The organism is Bacillus sp. WMMC1349, from assembly GCF_013155385.1.
Lineage (GTDB): Bacteria > Bacillota > Bacilli > Bacillales > Bacillaceae > Bacillus.
Map to the genome: position 1 here is coordinate 60,373 of NZ_JABJUQ010000007.1, position 18,446 is coordinate 78,818.

25 protein-coding genes are annotated in these 18,446 nt (G+C 39.5%); 24 read left to right on the forward strand and 1 reads right to left on the reverse strand.

What is annotated here, in order from left to right; all coding sequences use genetic code 11:
• Positions 1–24: 24 nt before the first annotated feature.
• Together HOO54_RS02795 and HOO54_RS02800 are read left to right on the forward strand one after the other, a co-directional pair.
• The gene (locus HOO54_RS02795) at positions 25–186 is read left to right on the forward strand and encodes a hypothetical protein (RefSeq protein ID WP_172292439.1); all 162 of its coding nucleotides are present in this window, start codon (positions 25–27) and stop codon (positions 184–186) included.
• Positions 164–502, forward strand: a complete 339-nt coding sequence (locus tag HOO54_RS02800) for a hypothetical protein (RefSeq protein WP_172292441.1) — start codon at positions 164–166, stop codon at positions 500–502. Before HOO54_RS02795 ends, HOO54_RS02800 begins: the two co-directional genes overlap by 23 nt.
• A 47-nt stretch (positions 503–549) precedes the next feature.
• Here HOO54_RS02800 and HOO54_RS02805 read toward each other — a convergent pair whose 3' ends face one another.
• On the reverse strand, positions 550–723 hold the full coding sequence (locus HOO54_RS02805; RefSeq protein WP_172292289.1) for a hypothetical protein: 174 nt from the start codon (positions 721–723) through the stop codon (positions 550–552).
• Between the two features lie 118 nt (positions 724–841).
• Between HOO54_RS02805 and HOO54_RS02810 the strand changes: the two genes are divergently transcribed.
• The 22 genes from HOO54_RS02810 (at position 842) to HOO54_RS02905 (ending at position 18,440) form a co-directional block, all read left to right on the forward strand.
• Complete coding sequence (locus HOO54_RS02810) at positions 842–1,393, forward strand: hypothetical protein (protein ID WP_172292443.1); 552 nt, start codon at positions 842–844, stop codon at positions 1,391–1,393.
• 209 nt (positions 1,394–1,602) lie between these two features.
• The gene (locus HOO54_RS24645; RefSeq protein ID WP_301539266.1) at positions 1,603–1,731 is read left to right on the forward strand and encodes a hypothetical protein; all 129 of its coding nucleotides are present in this window, start codon (positions 1,603–1,605) and stop codon (positions 1,729–1,731) included.
• Between the two features lie 16 nt (positions 1,732–1,747).
• Positions 1,748–2,290: an HNH endonuclease gene (locus HOO54_RS02815; protein ID WP_172292445.1), complete on the forward strand. Its 543-nt coding sequence runs from the start codon at positions 1,748–1,750 to the stop codon at positions 2,288–2,290.
• Positions 2,290–2,736 carry a hypothetical protein gene (locus HOO54_RS02820; RefSeq protein ID WP_172292447.1) on the forward strand — a complete coding sequence of 149 codons (447 nt, stop codon included), beginning with the start codon at positions 2,290–2,292 and terminating at the stop codon, positions 2,734–2,736. Before HOO54_RS02815 ends, HOO54_RS02820 begins: the two co-directional genes overlap by 1 nt.
• Positions 2,737–2,986: 250 nt before the next feature.
• Positions 2,987–3,532, forward strand: coding sequence for a terminase small subunit (locus tag HOO54_RS02825; protein ID WP_172292449.1), 546 nt, complete (start codon positions 2,987–2,989; stop codon positions 3,530–3,532).
• The gene (locus HOO54_RS02830; protein WP_172299276.1) at positions 3,513–4,790 is read left to right on the forward strand and encodes a PBSX family phage terminase large subunit; all 1,278 of its coding nucleotides are present in this window, start codon (positions 3,513–3,515) and stop codon (positions 4,788–4,790) included. Before HOO54_RS02825 ends, HOO54_RS02830 begins: the two co-directional genes overlap by 20 nt.
• Before the next feature lie 15 nt (positions 4,791–4,805).
• The gene (locus HOO54_RS02835; RefSeq protein ID WP_172292451.1) at positions 4,806–6,320 is read left to right on the forward strand and encodes a phage portal protein; all 1,515 of its coding nucleotides are present in this window, start codon (positions 4,806–4,808) and stop codon (positions 6,318–6,320) included.
• Positions 6,317–7,444, forward strand: a complete 1,128-nt coding sequence (locus tag HOO54_RS02840; protein WP_172292453.1) for a phage minor capsid protein — start codon at positions 6,317–6,319, stop codon at positions 7,442–7,444. Before HOO54_RS02835 ends, HOO54_RS02840 begins: the two co-directional genes overlap by 4 nt.
• Positions 7,444–7,575, forward strand: coding sequence for a hypothetical protein (locus HOO54_RS24650; protein ID WP_301539267.1), 132 nt, complete (start codon positions 7,444–7,446; stop codon positions 7,573–7,575). Before HOO54_RS02840 ends, HOO54_RS24650 begins: the two co-directional genes overlap by 1 nt.
• 78 nt (positions 7,576–7,653) lie before the next feature.
• Positions 7,654–8,271, forward strand: coding sequence for a hypothetical protein (locus tag HOO54_RS02845; protein ID WP_216664703.1), 618 nt, complete (start codon positions 7,654–7,656; stop codon positions 8,269–8,271).
• 14 nt (positions 8,272–8,285) lie between these two features.
• A complete protein-coding gene (locus HOO54_RS02850; RefSeq protein ID WP_172292455.1) occupies positions 8,286–9,173 on the forward strand; it encodes a hypothetical protein in 888 nt (295 codons plus the stop codon).
• 14 nt (positions 9,174–9,187) lie between these two features.
• Positions 9,188–9,337, forward strand: coding sequence for a hypothetical protein (locus HOO54_RS02855; RefSeq protein ID WP_172292457.1), 150 nt, complete (start codon positions 9,188–9,190; stop codon positions 9,335–9,337).
• A 23-nt stretch (positions 9,338–9,360) separates the two neighbouring features.
• Positions 9,361–9,765 (forward strand): head-tail connector protein, encoded by a 405-nt coding sequence (locus HOO54_RS02860; protein ID WP_172292459.1) that lies wholly within the window; start codon positions 9,361–9,363, stop codon positions 9,763–9,765.
• Entirely contained in the window at positions 9,758–10,105 is a 348-nt protein-coding gene (locus HOO54_RS02865; RefSeq protein WP_309244854.1) for a putative minor capsid protein, read from the forward strand. Before HOO54_RS02860 ends, HOO54_RS02865 begins: the two co-directional genes overlap by 8 nt.
• Entirely contained in the window at positions 10,102–10,452 is a 351-nt protein-coding gene (locus tag HOO54_RS02870) for a minor capsid protein (protein WP_172292463.1), read from the forward strand. The genes HOO54_RS02865 and HOO54_RS02870 overlap by 4 nt, the downstream gene beginning before the upstream one ends.
• Positions 10,453–10,466: 14 nt before the next feature.
• Positions 10,467–10,877, forward strand: a complete 411-nt coding sequence (locus HOO54_RS02875; protein WP_172292466.1) for a phage tail terminator protein — start codon at positions 10,467–10,469, stop codon at positions 10,875–10,877.
• A complete protein-coding gene (locus HOO54_RS02880; RefSeq protein ID WP_172292468.1) occupies positions 10,864–11,334 on the forward strand; it encodes a phage tail tube protein in 471 nt (156 codons plus the stop codon). The genes HOO54_RS02875 and HOO54_RS02880 overlap by 14 nt, the downstream gene beginning before the upstream one ends.
• 43 nt (positions 11,335–11,377) lie before the next feature.
• A complete protein-coding gene (locus HOO54_RS02885; RefSeq protein WP_172292470.1) occupies positions 11,378–11,770 on the forward strand; it encodes a hypothetical protein in 393 nt (130 codons plus the stop codon).
• A gap of 6 nt (positions 11,771–11,776) precedes the next feature.
• Positions 11,777–12,409 (forward strand): Gp15 family bacteriophage protein, encoded by a 633-nt coding sequence (locus HOO54_RS02890; RefSeq protein ID WP_172292472.1) that lies wholly within the window; start codon positions 11,777–11,779, stop codon positions 12,407–12,409.
• Positions 12,409–14,979, forward strand: a complete 2,571-nt coding sequence (locus HOO54_RS02895; RefSeq protein WP_172292475.1) for a phage tail tape measure protein — start codon at positions 12,409–12,411, stop codon at positions 14,977–14,979. Before HOO54_RS02890 ends, HOO54_RS02895 begins: the two co-directional genes overlap by 1 nt.
• Positions 14,979–15,713: a distal tail protein Dit gene (locus tag HOO54_RS02900; protein WP_172292477.1), complete on the forward strand. Its 735-nt coding sequence runs from the start codon at positions 14,979–14,981 to the stop codon at positions 15,711–15,713. The genes HOO54_RS02895 and HOO54_RS02900 overlap by 1 nt, the downstream gene beginning before the upstream one ends.
• Positions 15,714–15,728: 15 nt before the next feature.
• A complete protein-coding gene (locus tag HOO54_RS02905; protein WP_172292480.1) occupies positions 15,729–18,440 on the forward strand; it encodes a phage tail protein in 2,712 nt (903 codons plus the stop codon).
• Positions 18,441–18,446 lie beyond the last annotated feature (6 nt).

An 18,446-nucleotide genomic window follows, 5' to 3' on the forward strand; every position in this document is an offset into this window, starting at 1 on the left:
GACATAAGAAAGGGCGGTTTAAAAATGGAAAACGAACGTCAGAAACTGATCAAAAAAGCATCTGCGTTCTATGTTACTGGGCATGATCCAGATTTTGAAAAAATGACGAACGAGCAGATCGAGAATTATATATTCATGATTGAAGAAACATTCAGGATGGCCTTTGACGAAGACGAGGGCGATTAAAATAAAAGAACTTAAGGTTATAAAAGGGGTGTTGATTGTTCTTGGCAGTGGCTTCTTGACAGGCTATCTATGGGTGTATAAACCCGAAATCGGAGAATACTCGCTGATCATAGGCATCACAATGTGCGCTGTGATCATGACAGCTGTTGATATCTGGTTCTTTAAAACAATTTTCTTTCTCCTGTGTGGAAGCTGCCTTGTTCTTTATGTTGCTCGATTTATTGATGATTTTAAGCAGCTCATTACGATGTTATTAATTATGGTTCCTATGGCTTCTGCGATGTTTTTGCATGTGGCAGAGGAGGAGGCAACATAGAGAGATTTCAAGAATATGATATCAGAGAAAGAGAAGCAGGAGCATGATTAGTCCTGCTCTTGCTTTCTTTTATATCTTTTCCATAATTCATCAAGTGTGAAAACTACAATACCAAGAACAATTAAAACAATGGTTGTCACAGTAGGGGAAGTATTCTTTTTAACATTAAACATTAGTATTGCACCTAAAGCTCCAAGTATAAAACTCGCAAGCACTTTCATATAAATATCAAACCCTTCTAAATTTTCTATAAATTTTAATAAAAATTATACCAAACAGTTACAAAAAAATGTATAATTATTTGTGGGCCCATAAAATTACAGGAGAGGATGTTTTTGATTGAAAAAAAGTATGAAAGTTGTATTTGCAGTCGTAATGAGTCTTGTTTTACTAGTTCCTACTATCAACTCGTTTGCCGCTGAACAAAACAATGAACAGAACAATGATGTAAGCAAAGCTACTGTTGCACTTGCTACTCTTTCTCAAGAAAATACTACATTTTGTTCTTCAAGCACAACTGAAGATTCAAATCAAAAAATAGGAATTCAGAGAATCCCAGGAGACTATAATAACTCATGCAAAATTGTCAAAACAGAAAAACGGGATAACGTAACGTACACAAACTGGGAAAATCAAATTATTTCGGCAATTGCTGGAGGAGGGCTTGGACTCATCGGCAACTATATCGCAAAAGGACCATTAAAGGCTTTTCTTTGGGGAGCCGGAGGTGCAGTGTGGGCAAAAATTCCTGAAAACAAACCAGTCTATGTAACAATTCAACATAGAGAATGTAAAGACTACTTCGGTTACCATCAATATTTAATCATAAAAAGTTACAAAGACAAAAAGAGGACTAAATTTATTTCAATTGAAATGAAAAAACTAAGTTGAATTAAGAGCAGGCCTTCTGGTCTGCTTTCCTATTTAATTTAAGAGATATGATGGCATCAAATTACTAAGATCCCTAAAATTATTGTATCATAAAAGAAGATGGAAACAATATAATCGTCCAAGACGGAAAGCCTGCGGACACTGAACTTACAGCAATTATGCTGTTGGTTTGGTGTCCGTTTTTTATTTCTCTTGATAAGGAGGAACACATGAAGCAAACCAAATACAAGTTTCAGAAAAAGCCAGAGAAGCTCACTGATCACGATTTAAAGTACTTAATGGACATTGACAGACCCATCTACAAAAGAGCCAAAGGCGGGGCATTCAGACAACGATAAGGGGGATGAATAAGATATGGAAAAGAGAAATAATTCATTTGGTGTTGATCCAATTTATAATAAGGCAATGCCATGGTGGAAGTATGAGATCTATGGTCCTGAATTAATGGGTATGAGGCTTCTTAGAAAAAAATCAATTAGAGAGATGATCAAAGTGACAGAGGATCAATTCGACATAATAGGTATTGAAAAAGATGAATCTTATATTTTCCCTGCCCCTCCTCCAATGGCTGGGATATATATGAGACATTTAAATTGTACAATGCATCACGTATATCAGTTTAGAGATATACTGACCGGAAATAAAAAAGACTTCAATGATAGCAGAAAAATAAATAAACAGTTAAAAGAACAAGTGAAAAAGAAATGTGGAAATCGGTGTGTGGTCTGTAAGTCAAAAGACAATCTGCATATGCACCATATCAAAGAGTATGCCAAAGGGGGTAGGACAGATTTAGAAAATTTAATACTTCTATGTGCTTCTTGTCATGCTGAAACACATAGAGATAACAAATCTTATTACGCTTTAAAAAAGATAGCTTCGGAGGGGTTAAAGTGATGATCAAATCAAGATCCGAAATACATTACCTTATCAAAAATTACTCTTGGATGATGAAATTAATTATTATGAAGCGTCAAGAAATGGTCAGCAACAGTCACTCATTAACCTCCAAGTACGGTATTGAAGCTGCGCTGCCAACTTCAAAAGGGAATCAATCTGATCCAGTATATTTAGAAGTTCTAAGGATAGAAAAATATAATCAAAAATTTGAAAAGATGAAAAGAAATCTTCAATTTATTTTAAAGCATCAAGAGGTCATTACTGATGAAAAAAATGCTTTTATCTTTAATAGACTACTTGATGGGCTAACAATTAGAGAAATAAGTGACGAAATAAATATATCTTTTGCTCAAGTTAATCGGCGCAAAAATGAAATCGTTAATCAAATTTATGAGTCGCAATTTAAGGAAGAAATGACACAAACGACACAAATGAAAATATAGAATTTTTTTTGATTTCTTCATTTCCAACAATGTAAAATGGAAGGCAGGACGGGGAGGCGGATCATCCCCGGGTTTACACAACACAAAATATAGTGACACAATGCGGTTCTGCAATGATGCGGAGTCGCTTTTTTATGTTTACTGTGATTCGCGTCCGGTGAGCCTTGGGAAAACAAATGAATAACGCCAAGCACGGGCGTGGCTCAGAGTCAATATAAAAATGATCATCCTGGGAGGCGGTGAGGATGTAATGAGTAAACTGACACCAAAACAAGAGTTATTTATTCAAGAGTACATGAAGGATTTAAACGCTACTCAAGCAGCTAAAAGGGCAGGATACAGTGAGAGAACGGCTTACCGGACAGGCGCTGATCTCCTCAAGAAACCTCAAATTGTCGCGCGTATAGAGAAAATGAAAGCTGACAGAGCTAAAAGAAATCAGATTGATGCTGATTGGGTGCTGCAAAATTTCATCAAAGTTGCTCAAATGTCTATGAAAGCTGAACCTGTCATGACGTTTGACTATGAGTCAAAGGAAATGGTTGAGACAGGAGAATATCAATTCGATTCAACGGGAGCAAATAAAGCGTTAGAGAATATTGGCAAACATATAGGTTTCTTTGATAACAAACACAAATTAACGGCTGCCCAGATTGAAAAAATCAAAGCTGAAACCGAACTGACGAAAGAGCGTATTAAGCTGCTGAAAGGTGACAAGGGTGATACAGCGCTTATTGCGAATGTTGCCGAGCTATTTAAAGCAATCCAAAAAGGAAATGGCACAAATGGAGATTGATTTTTCATCCAAGCAGCAGGACATTATAAAACGACCATTTGATCATACATTAGAGGCTAATGAAGGGACTCCTCGGTCTGGTAAAACGACAGCGGGGCATTTTCGTTATGCACTTTATTTAAGTCTTACACCAGATGAAAATCATTTAATCGTTGCTTACAACCAAGAACAAGCATACCGGTTATTTATTGACGGTGACGGGACAGGGCTGAAACATCAATTTGGTAAGCTGGCAAAGGTTAAACATGATGAATTAGGCGACCATTTAGAAATACAGACGCCAATTGGGAGAAAGAAAGTCTATTATAAGGGCGGTGGTAAGGCTGACAGCGTAAAAGCCATTACAGGTATGTCACTTGGTTCGGTTGTCTTCTGTGAAATTAATCTGCTGCACATGGACATGATTCAAGAGTGTTTCCGACGAACCTTTGCGGCAAAAATGCGCTATCACTTATCCGATCTTAACCCACCTGCACCGAATCATCCAGTGATTAAAGAGGTATTCGAAGTTCAAAATACACGTTGGCAGCACTGGACAATTCACGACAACCCGATTTTGACCGAAGACAGAAAACAGGAGATTTACAACACACTTGTTAAAAATCCATATTTGTATAAACGAGACTGGTTAGGGCAACGTGTTAACCCTCAAGGCGTTATATACGGAATGCTAGACCTAGATAAACATACAGAAAAAACACTGCTTGGAAAACCTTACGAAATGTTTTTCGCTGCTGACGGTGGTCAATCTGATGCAACAAGCGTTTCATGTAATATCATCACGCGGTATAGAAACAAATTCAAACTCAATCGTGTTGCTCATTACTACCATTCAGGGGCTGAGACAGGGCAAGTAAAGGCTATGAGTGAATATGCAAAGGAAATCAGGGAGTTTGTTCGTTATTGCGTGGATAAATACGAAATGAGGTATCAGGATTTCTTTGTTGACCCTGCCTGTAAATCGCTAAGAGAAGAATTACGGCTTGTTGGTCTTGAAACCAGAACAGCAGATAATAACGCTAAGGATATAAAGGGAAGTTCAAAAGGAATAGAAGTGGGAATTGAACGGGCGCAAAACGTCATAACCAATAGTCAATTCTATCTAGTAGATGATGATAAATACGATCATTACTATTTCATCAAAGAGGCTGGACTTTATTGCAGGGATGATAATGGTAAGCCAATTGATAAAGATAACCACAGCATGGACGAGTTTAGATATGCTGTGAACTATTTCTATAAACGATATGTAATATAGGGCGGTGACACAACAATGTTCCAAAGCCTAATTGCTAAAATAAAGGCGGTGATGCTGAAAATGGGGCTTATCAGTAATATTAAGTCAGTCTCGGATATGAAGGACTTACCCGTAAACGATGAGTTTTACAGATACATTGAAAATGTCTGGCTGCCTTTGTATCGAGGCTACTTAGAGATATATAAAGATGAAAACTTTCACAAACTCGAATATACGACAATCGGCCGCGGTAGGAAAATCCGACGTATGGAGACTTTAGGAATGGCTAAAGTGGCAAGTGAGGAAATGGCGCGGCTGATCTTCAATGAGAAATGTAAACTTAATATTTCAAATAAAGATTTAGCAGAAGAAATAAACAGAATCTTGAAGAACAACAATTTTTATAAGATGTTTCAAGATCACCTTGAGTATATGTTTGCTCTCGGTGGAATGGTGATGAAAGTATATGTGGAACTTGATCGTTTAGGAAATAAACAAATAAAGATTGGATTTGTAACGGCTGATTGTTTTATACCGTTATCTTACTCTAATGATAGGGTAAATGAAGGGCTATTTATTAGTACCACTCGAAAAGGTAAGAAGTTTTATACTCTTCTTGAATGGAATCAATGGGAAGGTCAAAAATATGTTGTTAGAAATCAGCTTTTTCAATCTGACAACGAAAATGAATTAGGGATCGAAGTTCCTCTATCAATACTATATGAAAGTCTAGCACCTGAAACAGTGTTTACAAAGCTAACGCGCCCAACATTTGTTTATATCAAACCGAATATAGCGAATAATATCGATCTCCAAAGTCCTTTGGGGATTTCTTTATTTGCAAATGCAATCAGTAATATTAAAGCGATAGATACGGTTTACGACAGTTTTCTAAGAGAATTCAGGCTAGGCAAAAAGCGAATTATAGTTCCAGCGACTGCAGTTCGTACACATGTTGATCGTGAAACACAAGCCATGACGCGTTATTTTGATGAAAACGATGAAGTTTACGAGGCTTTTGATTTTGATTCTGTTGACAATCAAAAGATCGTCGAAAATGATATTTCACTTCGAGTCAATGAACATATTGCAGCCATACAAACCGAATTAGATTTGTTTTCAGCAAAGATTGGATTTAGTCCCGGGACATTTACATTTGATGGTAAAGGGCTTAAAACAGCGACAGAGGTTGTTAGTGAGAATAGTAAAACTTATAAGTCTAAAAACAGTCATGAAACAATCATTGAGGAAAGTTTAAAACAACTAGTCAAAACAATCTGTGAAGTAGCTGAAACCTATGGAGTCTTTAATATACAAAAGGAATATGAGGTATCAGTTGATTTTGATGATTCTATTGTTGAGGATCGGGATTCTGACTCGAATTACTGGCTTAAACTGCAGAACAATGGCAATATCCCAAAATGGATGGCACTTCAAAACATCCTTAAAGTTTCAGAAGAGGAAGCAAAAGCGATCATAAAGGATGCACAGGCAGAGCAAGCGAACGAACTGCCAGACATTGATGAACAATTTGGTGGCGGTGCTTCATGACACGCTTGAGCAGGAATCAATTAGAACAAATGACATGGCCGATCGCCAAGATTTATACAGAGATTCAAACAGAAATTCTTGAGGGTATCGCGGCAGCATTGGCAGAGGATCAGGGCGCTCTAGAGGACGATGCGAATGCATGGCATGCGATGAAACTTGAACAGATTGGGCCACTTAGAAAGCAGGCTATCAAGATCATCGCAAGAAAAAGTGGCTTAAAAACATCAAAGGTGACTGAAATCTTGTTAAATGTAGGATTGGCGGCTATTGATTCAAACGAATCTTTGTTAAAAAGAGCCTTGAAAGCAGGAGCCCCTCTTATAGAAGCTCCGAAGCCAAGAGATGACCCAGCAATCTGGCGTGTTTTAGAATCGTTTGAGCGTCAATCATCAAGTATTTTCAACATGATCAATTCAAGCATGCTAAACAACAGTGAGCAAGTATACAGGGACATTTTGACGAATGCGACAGCTGATGTCATCACTGGAATGAAAACGCCACAGGAGGCGTTGCGTCGTACAATAGGTAGTTGGGCAGAACGAGGGATTCCAACCCTGATCAAAAGAAACGGTGACCGTATGTATGCGGAAGAATATGCTTCACAAGTCATGAGAACGATGGGTAACCGGGTAGCGAATGACATGCAGAATTCACGATTTGATAGTTGGGGCGTTGATCTTGTTGAAATCAGTTCACATGAAGGTGCTCGCCCAAACTGTGCGCCGTATCAAGGGCAGATATACAGTAGAAGTGGCAATGACCCAAATTATCCGGCTTTATCCGATACAAGTATAGGCGAGCCTGACGGGTTGTTTGGCATTAACTGCGGTCATTTTCAATATCCGTACATCCCTGGTGTTTCAACGCAACGTTATCGCCCTGTTGATGAAGAAAAAAACGAAGAGGTATACGAAGACAGCCAAAAACAGCGGCAGTTTGAACGATTCATAAGAAAAGGAAAGCGCGAACTGGTTGTTTTTGAAAAACTTAATGATGAAGTAGGTATAAAACGTGCACAAGCCAAGATTTCAAGGCGGCAAGCACAGCTAAGGGAATTTATTGACGAGACAGGAAGAACAAGACGAAGGGATAGAGAACAGATTTACTTTAAGGGGGTGTCATAGTGTTTAATTCACGAAAGGAATATAAAGAATTAGAAAATAGAGTTGCTCTATTAGAGATCACCATTAAGAGAATGGTTGATGAACTTGAAATTTTAAAGCGAGAGAACAAGAAGCCTTCCTATTTAGGATAAGGCTTTTTTTATTGCCCGTTTATCTGGGGTGGGCGTTAAAGAAAACAGAAGTACTTTACCCATTCGGGAGGTTATAACATGGATCACTTTTTAAAATTAGATCTTCAATTTTTCGCAGAAAGTGGCGAAAATGCAGGATCAGAAAATAATACCGATCCGACGGCAAATTCGGAAGGCAAAGCAGCAGAAAACACAGACACTTCCAATCAGGAAGAACCTAAACCTTTTACCCAAGAAGATGTGAACAATATCGCAGCTAAGGAAGCCAAAAAAGCGCAAGAAAAACTATTAAAGCAACTTGGTGTTGATGATTTCAAGAGTGCAAAAGAAGGTCTTTCTAAGCTAAAAGAATGGCAGGATTCACAAAAAACAGAAGCTGAGAAGCAGACGGAACGCTTGCAAGAGTTTGAGACTCAAAACCAAACACTCGCAAGCGAAAACGAAAGTCTCAAGGCTCAAATAGCAGCTATGGGAGCTGGAGTACAATCGGATGCTGTGCAGGATGTTGTCACGCTTGCAAAGCCCCTTGTATCTGACGAGATGGACATGAATGCAGCCATTGAAAAGGTACTCGAAAAATACCCGCATTTTAAGGGTGGTGTAACAGATGAAGAGCCACCTGTTTACACAACTGGCACGCATCATAAACACTCAAAATTAGATTCGTTTGCTAGTGCACTACTAGGTAAACAATAAGGAGGATTTAAAACATGGCTAATGCTATTAACTACGCTGAAAAGTATTCAAATGAACTAGATCAAGTCTTGACTCAATCCATGCTTACAACTGAATTAGAAACGTCAAACGTAAACTGGATGGGAGCACGCACGTTTCATGTTCCAACTGTTTCATTGACAGGTTACAAAAATCATTCACGTAACGGCGGCTTTAATCGTGGCGATGTTACAACAACTAACGAACCATACACATTGGGATTTGATCGTGATGTTGAATTCTTTGTTGATCAAATGGACGTTGATGAATCAAATCAAGCAGCAAGCGCCGCCAATATTACACGGACATTCTTAACGGAACATGCAGGACCAGAGGTTGATGCTTATCGTTTCTCTAAAATGGCGACAAAAGCGCTGACAGGAAAGAGAGCAACAGCTGAAACCATTACAAAAGATTCAGTGTATACAGCGCTAAAACGTGATATTCTCAAGGTTCGTAAATATGGCCCGGGAAACTTAGTTTGCTATATGTCTAGTGTAGCAATGGACGCTTTGGAGCGTTCATCAGAGTTCAATCGTCAAATTCAGGTTCAAAACCAAGGAACAGCGATTGAAACGCGTGTGACAAGTCTTGACGGAGTTCGTTTAGTTGAGGTTTGGGATGCCAACCGTTTTTATTCATCTTTTGATTTTACTACAGGTTTCAAAAGTGCTCCAGGTTCCTTTTCTCTAAACTGGATTATCGTCTACAAAGGCGCGATCGTTGCGAAAGCAAAACTAAATACGGTCTATTTATTCCAACCAGGGCAGCACACCCAAGGTGACGGATACCTTTATCAAAACCGCATGTATCATGATTTATTTGTCATGAAAAACAAAGCTGACGGTGTGGTTGTGTCTCATGTAGCACCTGCAAAGGCATAAACGGAGGGGACAGAATGGCAATCCTAAAAAAAGAAAATGTGATATTGAGAGAGGAAGAAGTAGGTAAAATCAATGAATTAAAACTAGAAGGTTACGAGGAAGTTGAAGTAGCCGAGTTACGACCTGAAAAAGGTACAAATAAAAAGAAAGATGAGAAGGTCTAAGGCCTTTGAGAGGGGCGGTTCATATGCCTTATATAACGTTAGAATACTATAACGATGATTATAAAGGTGTTCCTGCATCAGTTGAAGATATCGAAAAATACATTGAAAGAGCAAGTGACACAATTGATCAACTGACAGGGTATAAGTTGTATGGAAAAAATCTCAGCAACTTACCACCGTTGATTCAAGACTTAGTAAAAAAAGCAACTGCTGCACAGGTTGAATTTTATGTGATAAAGGGCGGAGATGCTTCAGTAAATGCCGGGACTGACGACTTGACGAGTGTTAGTGTCGGCTCATTCAGTTATTCGGAAGGTACTTCAAGTGGGGGCGGTTCTCATCGAGATGAAAAACGGGTAAGTCCGTCCACGCTTGCTTTCTTGAAACGGACAGGGCTGTTATATAGTGGGGTGTGTGCTCGTGGCTAGACCGATTCCCGAAAGACTTTTGATTCATTCCATTATCTATCGAAAATATCTTGGAAGCGATGATGGGTGGAATGGTGGTTCAGGTTCTTATGATAAGCCTATTCATATCGAAAAGGTAAGGGTTGAACCGATTAGCACTATCATTCGAAATCAAGTTCGAGATGAGACAGAAGGAGAGTCCATCATATTGATAGACCGGACAAATTCAAAGCCGTACATGAGGCTGAAAGAACGTTCAAAGGTGACGTTTGATGGACAAGAATATGAAGTGAATAAAGTGAAAGAGCATTATGATGAGAGTCCAAATTTACCTCATCATTACGAGGTGATCCTAAAATGATCAAGTTTAAGGTCAAGACGGAAATGAATGGTGTGGATAAGAAACTTTCAAAATATCATCAAGCAGCACAGCCGTTACTTTCTTCTGAAGTCCTAAAAGATTCAAACAATTATGCGCCACAGGATACAGGTAATTTAATCGCTAGTTCTCAACGTAGTTCAGACTTTGAAAAAGGAAAACTGATTTGGGATACGAAATACGCGAGAAAGCTTTATTACAATTCACAATATCACTTTTCAAAGGATAAAAATCCAAATGCTCAGGGCCTATGGTTTGAGGCTGCAAGGTCAAGTTTTTTTGATAGATGGATAAATGTACTTGAAGCGCTTAAAAAACGGCATATATAGGAGGGGACGGGCAATTGGACTTTTTGGAGCGTATAAAACAATATATTGAAACAAATGTTTTATTTGACCAGGCATTGAATGTCGGCCCATTGAAGAATGGAAATAGTATGTCAATCCGTCCTACTTCTGGTTCTCAATCGGTTAAAAGTCTTGATTTAGGAAGAAGTTACACTTTTCCTTTTCAAATATTGGTCAGACATCAAGAATCCAGAACCGGATATAAAACATGTCAAGAAATCGCAAACAAACTGGATGCTTTAACAAATGGAGCTGTCACGAGTCATGACGGCTCTTTTGATTTTATTAAATGCGATCTATACACAACTCCGAATTGGGTTGAACGAACACCAGATGGCGATATTTATACCGCACTTTTTCAGGCGGAAATTTATATAAAAGGAGTGAGTGAGGTTGGCTCAAAATGAAGGTTTATTAATCCAATCACAACATCAATTTTTTCTCAATATCACACCAGAGGCTGAAAAACCGACGTATGAAAGGTTAGCGCGTGGCTTTAGTTCCTTTGAACCTAGTATGAACGAGGAAACCGATCAAACAAAGTATTTAGATGGTGGTGGTCTTGGAACCACAACTGTTATGGGTGGACAAGTCACTTTCACTTTTGAAGGTCATCGCTATTTCGGTGATGTTGTTCAGGACTGGCTTTTTAGTAAATTCATCAAAATTGGTACGGAACGTGAAACCAATATGAAATGGGAACAGCCAAACGGTGTTATTTTAGAAGGGCCATGTACGATTGCAACGATTGAAGGCCCGGGCGGAGAAGCTGGAGAAAAAGGCGAAATCAGTGTAGAAATTCATTTCAACGGAACACCAATAGAAACCACTGCGCCTGCCACTCCCTCAAAACCTAAAGTATAGCTGGTCAGGTTCAAGAACAGTTCAATAAAGGGGGAATGACAATATGTCAGTCATCAAAATCAATTTAGATCAACCAACACAGGAATTTGAGATAGGTAGTAAAACATATACACTCTATTACGATGATGAAAGCATGCAAAATCAATTAACTCAAATGCGGAAGTTTTATGAGCATGCCAAAAAAGCTGATGAGATTACATTTGAAAATATGTCAGATGAAGATCAGAAAAAAACTCAAGAGGACTCCATCCAAGTTGTGAAGGAGACGATTGACACATTTTTTGGTGAAGGTTCATTTATAGAGATTTACGAGACTGCCGGGAAATCTATGCTGATTCTCTTTACAGTGATTGAAGAAATTGGAAAGTTCATTTATAGCAAAACATCAGGAGAGCATAACGAAAAGCGCGCAACATACACGAAAAAGAAGAAGTGATAAACAATGAAGTTGACAGACTCTTTTGACGATGTGATCGTTTTAAACGGCAAAGAAATCCCCATTGACGTTTCCTTTGACGTCGTTTTGCGAGCCTTTGAATTGGGCGAAGATATAACATTCCAAGATGCTGAGAAGTGGGACATCATGGCTGAAATGTTTGCTGCAAACAATGAAGATTATGAGCAAATGGAGCCTTACGAAAAGATCATTTTCGTGCAAGCTGTTCTAGAAAACTTTATCAAAGAAGACGAGGATCAAGAGGAAAACCAACAACAAGTATCACCTTACCAAGAAAAATATTATGACTTCGTTCAGGACGCTGATTTCATATATGCGTCTTTTTTGTTTGATTACAATATTGATCTCATTGAACAACAAGGACGGCTACATTGGAGGAAATTTCAGGCTCTTTTAAACGGTCTGAGCGAGAAAACGAAGTTTCGTGAAGTCGTCGGTATCCGAACGCAAAAAATCACTCGTGACATGTCACGGAAGCAAGTCGAAAACTTGAGAAGGCTCAAACGAGTTTACGCATTGAAGGCGAAGACGGCGGAAGAAGTTGCCGCACAGATTCAGGCCATGGACAATAAAGCCAATTCTGTGGCGGGCAAGCTGAGGCAGAAAGGGGGCACATAATGGCAGACGGAAAGGTTGTCATTGACTCCATATTTAACGGAAAGCCCGCCGAAAAAGGGATTTCAAGCTTCCAAAAGAGATTACAGAGCGCCGGAGCTAGCATGAAAGCTGCAGGATCATCAATGTCAAAATATATAACAGCCCCAATCGTGGCATTTGGTGGAGCTGCCATGGCAGCTGCTTATAAGCTTGATCAAGCGACCAAAAATATTCGAGCAGGGACAGGCGCAACAGGAAAGGCATTAACTGGACTTCGTAAAAGTTTTGATCATGTGTTTGCTAAAGTGCCAGAGGATGCCGAGACCGTTTCAAATGCTCTTGCTGATATAAATACACGAACTGGATTGACTGGGAAGCCTCTTGAAAAACTGACAAAGCAGTTCCTTGATCTGAGTCGTATAACCGGGCAGGATGTTTCAACATCAATTGCCCAAGTTACTCGATTATTCGGTGACTGGGGCATCAAATCGAAGGATACAGGCAAAACCATGGATTACCTGTGGAAAGTCAGTCAGACAACAGGGATCGGTGTTGATCAATTGAGTACAAAACTCGTACAATTCGGCGCACCTTTACGTCATATCGGTTTCAGCTTTGAAGAAAGTGCGGCCCTCATGGGTAAATGGGAAAAAGAAGGGGTCAATATGGAATTGGTCATGGGAGGACTAAGGGTAGCGCTCGGAAAGATGGCCAAAGCCGGAAAGGACCCACAAAAAGAGTTTCCTAAAATCATAAAACAGATCAAAGAAGCCGGTTCAGCCGGAGCAGCAAATGCAATCGCTCTTGAGCATTTCGGAGCCAGAGCGGGCGCCGACATGGCCGCAGCTATTCGAGAGGGACGTTTTGAAATTGACGATCTTATGAAAACGCTCGGATCATCGAAAGAAACCATTGGAAAAGCAGCAAAAGACACGGAAACATTGGGCGATAAATTCAATATCTTGAAAAATAATACGATGCTAGCTCTTGAACCTATCGGAAAAATTCTATTAGACGTTGCGAATGATATGATTCCGCCATTATTACAGGAATTAAAAAAGGCAGCTGAATGGTTTAAAAATCTGAGCAAACCCGTTCAAACTGGGGTTGTTGCAGTTGGTGCATTTGCAGCTGCCCTCGGTCCTGCGCTTATCGTAATAGGTAAAATTGCAACCGGAATTGGCCCAGCAATTACTGCTATAAAAAAGATGGGAACTGTCTTCAAAACTGTTAGCACGCTTTTTATGTCAAACCCGATATTAATTGCAGTTGCAGCCATAGCCGCAGCTGCTTATTTGATTATCCAAAACTGGGAGCCTATTTCCGAGTTCTTTAAAAATCTGTGGGAAGGTATCGTTTTAGTCGCTGAAACCATTTGGGGCGGGTTGACAGCGTATTTTTCTTTCGTTTTCAATCTATATAAAACGATCTTCGAAACAGTTTGGAATGCCATAAAAGCTATCGGGGAGGCCATTTGGAATGGAATTGTCGCGGTTGCCAAAACCATTTGGGATGGGTTGAAGGCTTACTTTACATTCGTTTTCAACCTTTACAAGACCATTTTCGAAACGGTATGGAATGCCATTAAAACAGTGGTCACCACCATTTGGGATACGATTATTGCTGTTGGGAAAACGGTGTGGAATGGCTTGAAAAGCTTTTTCACGACACTTTTCAACACACTGAAAAGTTTCTTCTCGAAAACATGGAATCGCATTAAGTCAGCTGTCATTTCCATTTGGAACGGAATCATTTCAACCGGAAAAAGCGTATGGAATGGTTTGAAAAGTTTTTTGACAACTCTCATTAATTCAATAAAAAAGTCTTTCTCGAGAGTGTGGAACGGCATAAAAAGCACTGTCACAACGATATGGAATAAAATCTCTTCCACTACAAAAAGTATCTGGAATAACATTAAAGATTTTTTCTCAAATACACTAGGCAATATGTGGAGAACAGTAAAAGAAAAATTTCAAAACATGGTTAGTTCTGTTGGCGAAAAGATGAATGCTGTTAAGAGTAAAATCAAAACCATTTGGGATAAGGTCATGACGTTCTTTAAAAAAATCGACCTATTCAAGATCGGAAAAGACATCATTAATGGTTTGATTAAAGGTATCGGCGAAATGGCGGACGCTCTTTGGAAAAAGGCAAAGGAAATCGCAGACGGCGTTGTAACAAAATTCAAAGAAATCCTTCATATTGCTTCACCTTCAAAGGTCATGAAGAAGATTGGTAAATGGACGGGCGAAGGTATGGAAATTGGTATGGATGACAGTGTGAAAGGCATAGACAAAGCATCTGAGCAACTAGCGAACGCAGCTGTTCCGGATATACCAGATTTAAAAGGGATTGCTTCAAGCGTCTTGAATGTGCCTGATATTACACCGAATCCAATCCATACAACTGGAATCATGTCGGCTATTCAGAATCTTGCCGATGCCGTTTTAAATCAACCCGTTGAAGTTGAGATATCAGGAATTCAAACCAACTTAAATATTAATGATCGGAAATTCGCTGAGGTTACCAATGGAGCTATAACTAGAGCTCAAAAAAGGCAATCATTCAGAGACAAACGGAGGTATAAATAATGTCTTTTACCTTCAATGGCATATCAAAGGATTTTGTACACGCTACAATTGAGACAGAGCGTCCTATATGGGCGCCAGTTGAAAAAGAAATGATAGAAATTCCAGGACGGCCGGGTGCTTATTTGAGGCGTACCAAGACGAAACCGCGGATACTTGCTGTCAACTTGTTAATTAAAGGTGTTGACGACTTGCAGAAAGCAAAGGAAGAAATAGCGGACTGGCTGATCACGGATGAGCCAGAAGCTTTAATTTTTCCAGACGAACCCGACCGGACATATTACGGCATGATAGATGGAGAAGGACAACTTACGGAATTATTCAAATTCGGAAAAGGCACAATCAATTTTATTTGCCCTGATCCATACAAACACGGTTCGGAACATTTTTTCGATATTGGTAGCCTATCAGATCCTATAGGACATGTACAAAGTGCTGGAACAATCCCAATTTATCCAATCGTCGAGTGTACATTTACGGAGGCGGTAGACAAATATGAGGTACAACTTTTAAATGACGATGCAAGTGTAAAAGCATTCGTATTGCTGAATTTTGATTTCATTGCGGGTGATCAATTGATTCTCGATTTCGCTAACCGATCAGCAGCACTGAATGGAGAAGATAAAAAAACGGCTTATCATCATACTTCTGATTTCTTCAAGATACCGCCGAAAAGAAATACATTGATAAAAGTAACGCAACCGAGTACGATACGGTTTACCGATAAATATAAGTAAAAGGCAGGTGATCACATGGCGGACTTGTGGATATTAGACAAAGAGGACAATTTATTAGCGATCTTATCCAACCAAGCCGAAAGCGCCTGCATTTTTTGGAATGCAATATTCAGAGAAGAACTAAACCAAGGCTCAACATTTTCATTTACATGCGATGCAACACATCCAGATAGTCAACATGTGACTAAGTTAAACCAGGTCGTCTTTAAAGATAAAGACAGCTTTTTTCGTCTCTTTAACATTCGAGAAGTGGACAGTGGAAACGGGGAAGAAGGAGCAGAAAAAACAGTACAATGTGAACCAGCCGAAATGGAATTACTTGAATGGATTATTGATGATGTTCGCCCATATAAGACAACCCAAAAGGATGCTCTTAATCGTGCATTAGCAGGTACTAGATGGACAGGAAATGTTACGGCTGATTTAGGTATTAACTCAACCCATTTCTATCATATTAGCGCATATGAGGCGATTAAAGACATCATCAAAGTATGGGGCGGAGAACTGAAATTTACCGTTACATTCAACACGAAAAATAATAAAGTCATTGAACGTGTTGTTAACATCATGCAGCGCAGGGGCTCGGATGATGGTGGTCGTTTCGAAGTCGGTTACAACATTGAAAGCATTCATGTAACCGAAATGGCCTATCCTGTTTCGGCTCTCTATGGATGGGGTGCCAGTGTCGAAACAGAAGGGGGCGGCAATTCTCGATATATTGATTTTGCAGATATTGAGTGGAAAGTCTCTAATGGTGATCCTGTCGATAAACCGAAGGGTCAAAAATGGGTTGAATATCCTCCGGCTAAAGAAAAATACGGACATAAAAAGACAGATGGTACGATTATTAATGCTTTTGGCAAATGGCAGGATGAAAACATTGAAGAGGCAAAAGGGTTATTACAAAAGACTTTTGAATATCTCGTTCATACAGCATCAAACACACAGACAAATTATGCTTTAGAAGTCTTTTTATTAGATGAACCTGTTTCATTGGGAGACACACGCCTTGCGATTGATCGAACGGTTTCTGAACCTATCGAATTTTTTGGTCGGGTTATTGTCTTAGAATACGATATTTCAGACCCAGAAGGTACAGCTAAAGTCGAAATGGGACAATTTCTAGAAGTTTATGAGCCTGATAAACGGCTTGATGAGATCGAAGAAAAAATAAGAGACATTGAGCAGGAGAAAGGCAACACGATTGTTACGGACGATAGCTTCCCAGACAAAAAGCCACCAATGCCCCAAAATGTCGAGGTGAAGGGGCTATTTTCAAAAGTAGCACTTTCATGGGATTTTGAGCCATATTCATATATTGCGAAATATGAGGTTTTCGGATCTCAGATGAAGGATTTTACACCGGATATCACGAATAGATCTAATCTTTTATGGGCTGGTAAAGAGGGCGGAACAGTGCATGAAGTGGAAGTCAATCAGCTTTGGTATTATCGAATTCGTGCCGTTAACACTCACGGAACGGCAAGTGATTTTACTGCTCAATATTCGGCAGCCACCGTGCGCATCGGGACAAATCATATTGAAGATTTAGCGATAACAAACACTAAAATCGGCAAAGCAGCCATTGATACGTTAAATGTGGCAGATGGAGCTATTACAAACGCAAAAATCAATAGTTTAATTGCGGATAAGATTAAAGGTGGCATTTTATCGGGTGTTATTGTCCGAAGTGATAATGAAAGCGGCGACACAATTGAATTGAAGGACGGTGCACTCACATCTATATTAGATGGGAGAACCATGATAAAAATGTCCAATTACAACTTATATTTTTATGATTCAGGCACAGACGCATCCTCACCTAAGTACGATGAAGTTGGAACAATATCTAATTCGTGGGGTGGTTCTAAATCTTCAAGAAGAGGTTTTTCGATAAATGGAACAAAAGATTATTTGAGTTTCGGGAAGAATACAGGCACAGGTAGTGGTAAGTATTCATCTTTTTTAGATAGTGATTTTGGGGATAGAACTACCATATTAGGCGGAGCTGTAAACGAATCAGGAAAGTGGAACGGTAGCCTTGAATTAAGATCAACCTTTCAGGCTAACTGGGGTAATGACAATGGCTCGAACACATACGTCCCTAAAATTTTCTTAGATAACTACAATGACTCTAGAGGAACAAAATGGGCAAATTGCGCTATCTATACAGGTCGAGGTCCAGATGCTCCAAACCACTCAGATGAAAGATTTGGTTTTGAAGTCTGGCAGTACCTAGGGCACGGATCAGAGGCAAAGCAACTTCTCAAAATAGACAAGTCAAGTTCAGACGGCCATTATATGGGGTTTTGGGGAGATACCGCATTTTTACCCTATAACACAGTATTAGAAGCGGGGAATGATATAAAAATATCTACCCATGGACTAGGTGTAACGGTTAGCAGCGCTGTTGAGGATAGCAGGGGAGCTCTGAATTACAACGCTGTTTTACGTATCCATTATTGGAATGACTTTATCATAAATCAGGGCAGTGGGAGCACTGCATATGGTGACGGAACTCTTGATATTGGATCGAATATAGAAAATCTATTTTGGGCTGTGGCTGTGCCTTATGGTTCTTATTCTGACTGTGTAACGGTAGGGATCAGCAGCATGGCAGCCGGTGATCATTTCATTAAAGTCAGGGTACGGGGATCAGGCGCAGTAAATGTGGAAAACAAAACACTTTCGCGTTTAATGATTGCTTATCTATATGAACCGAAGTAGGAGGGG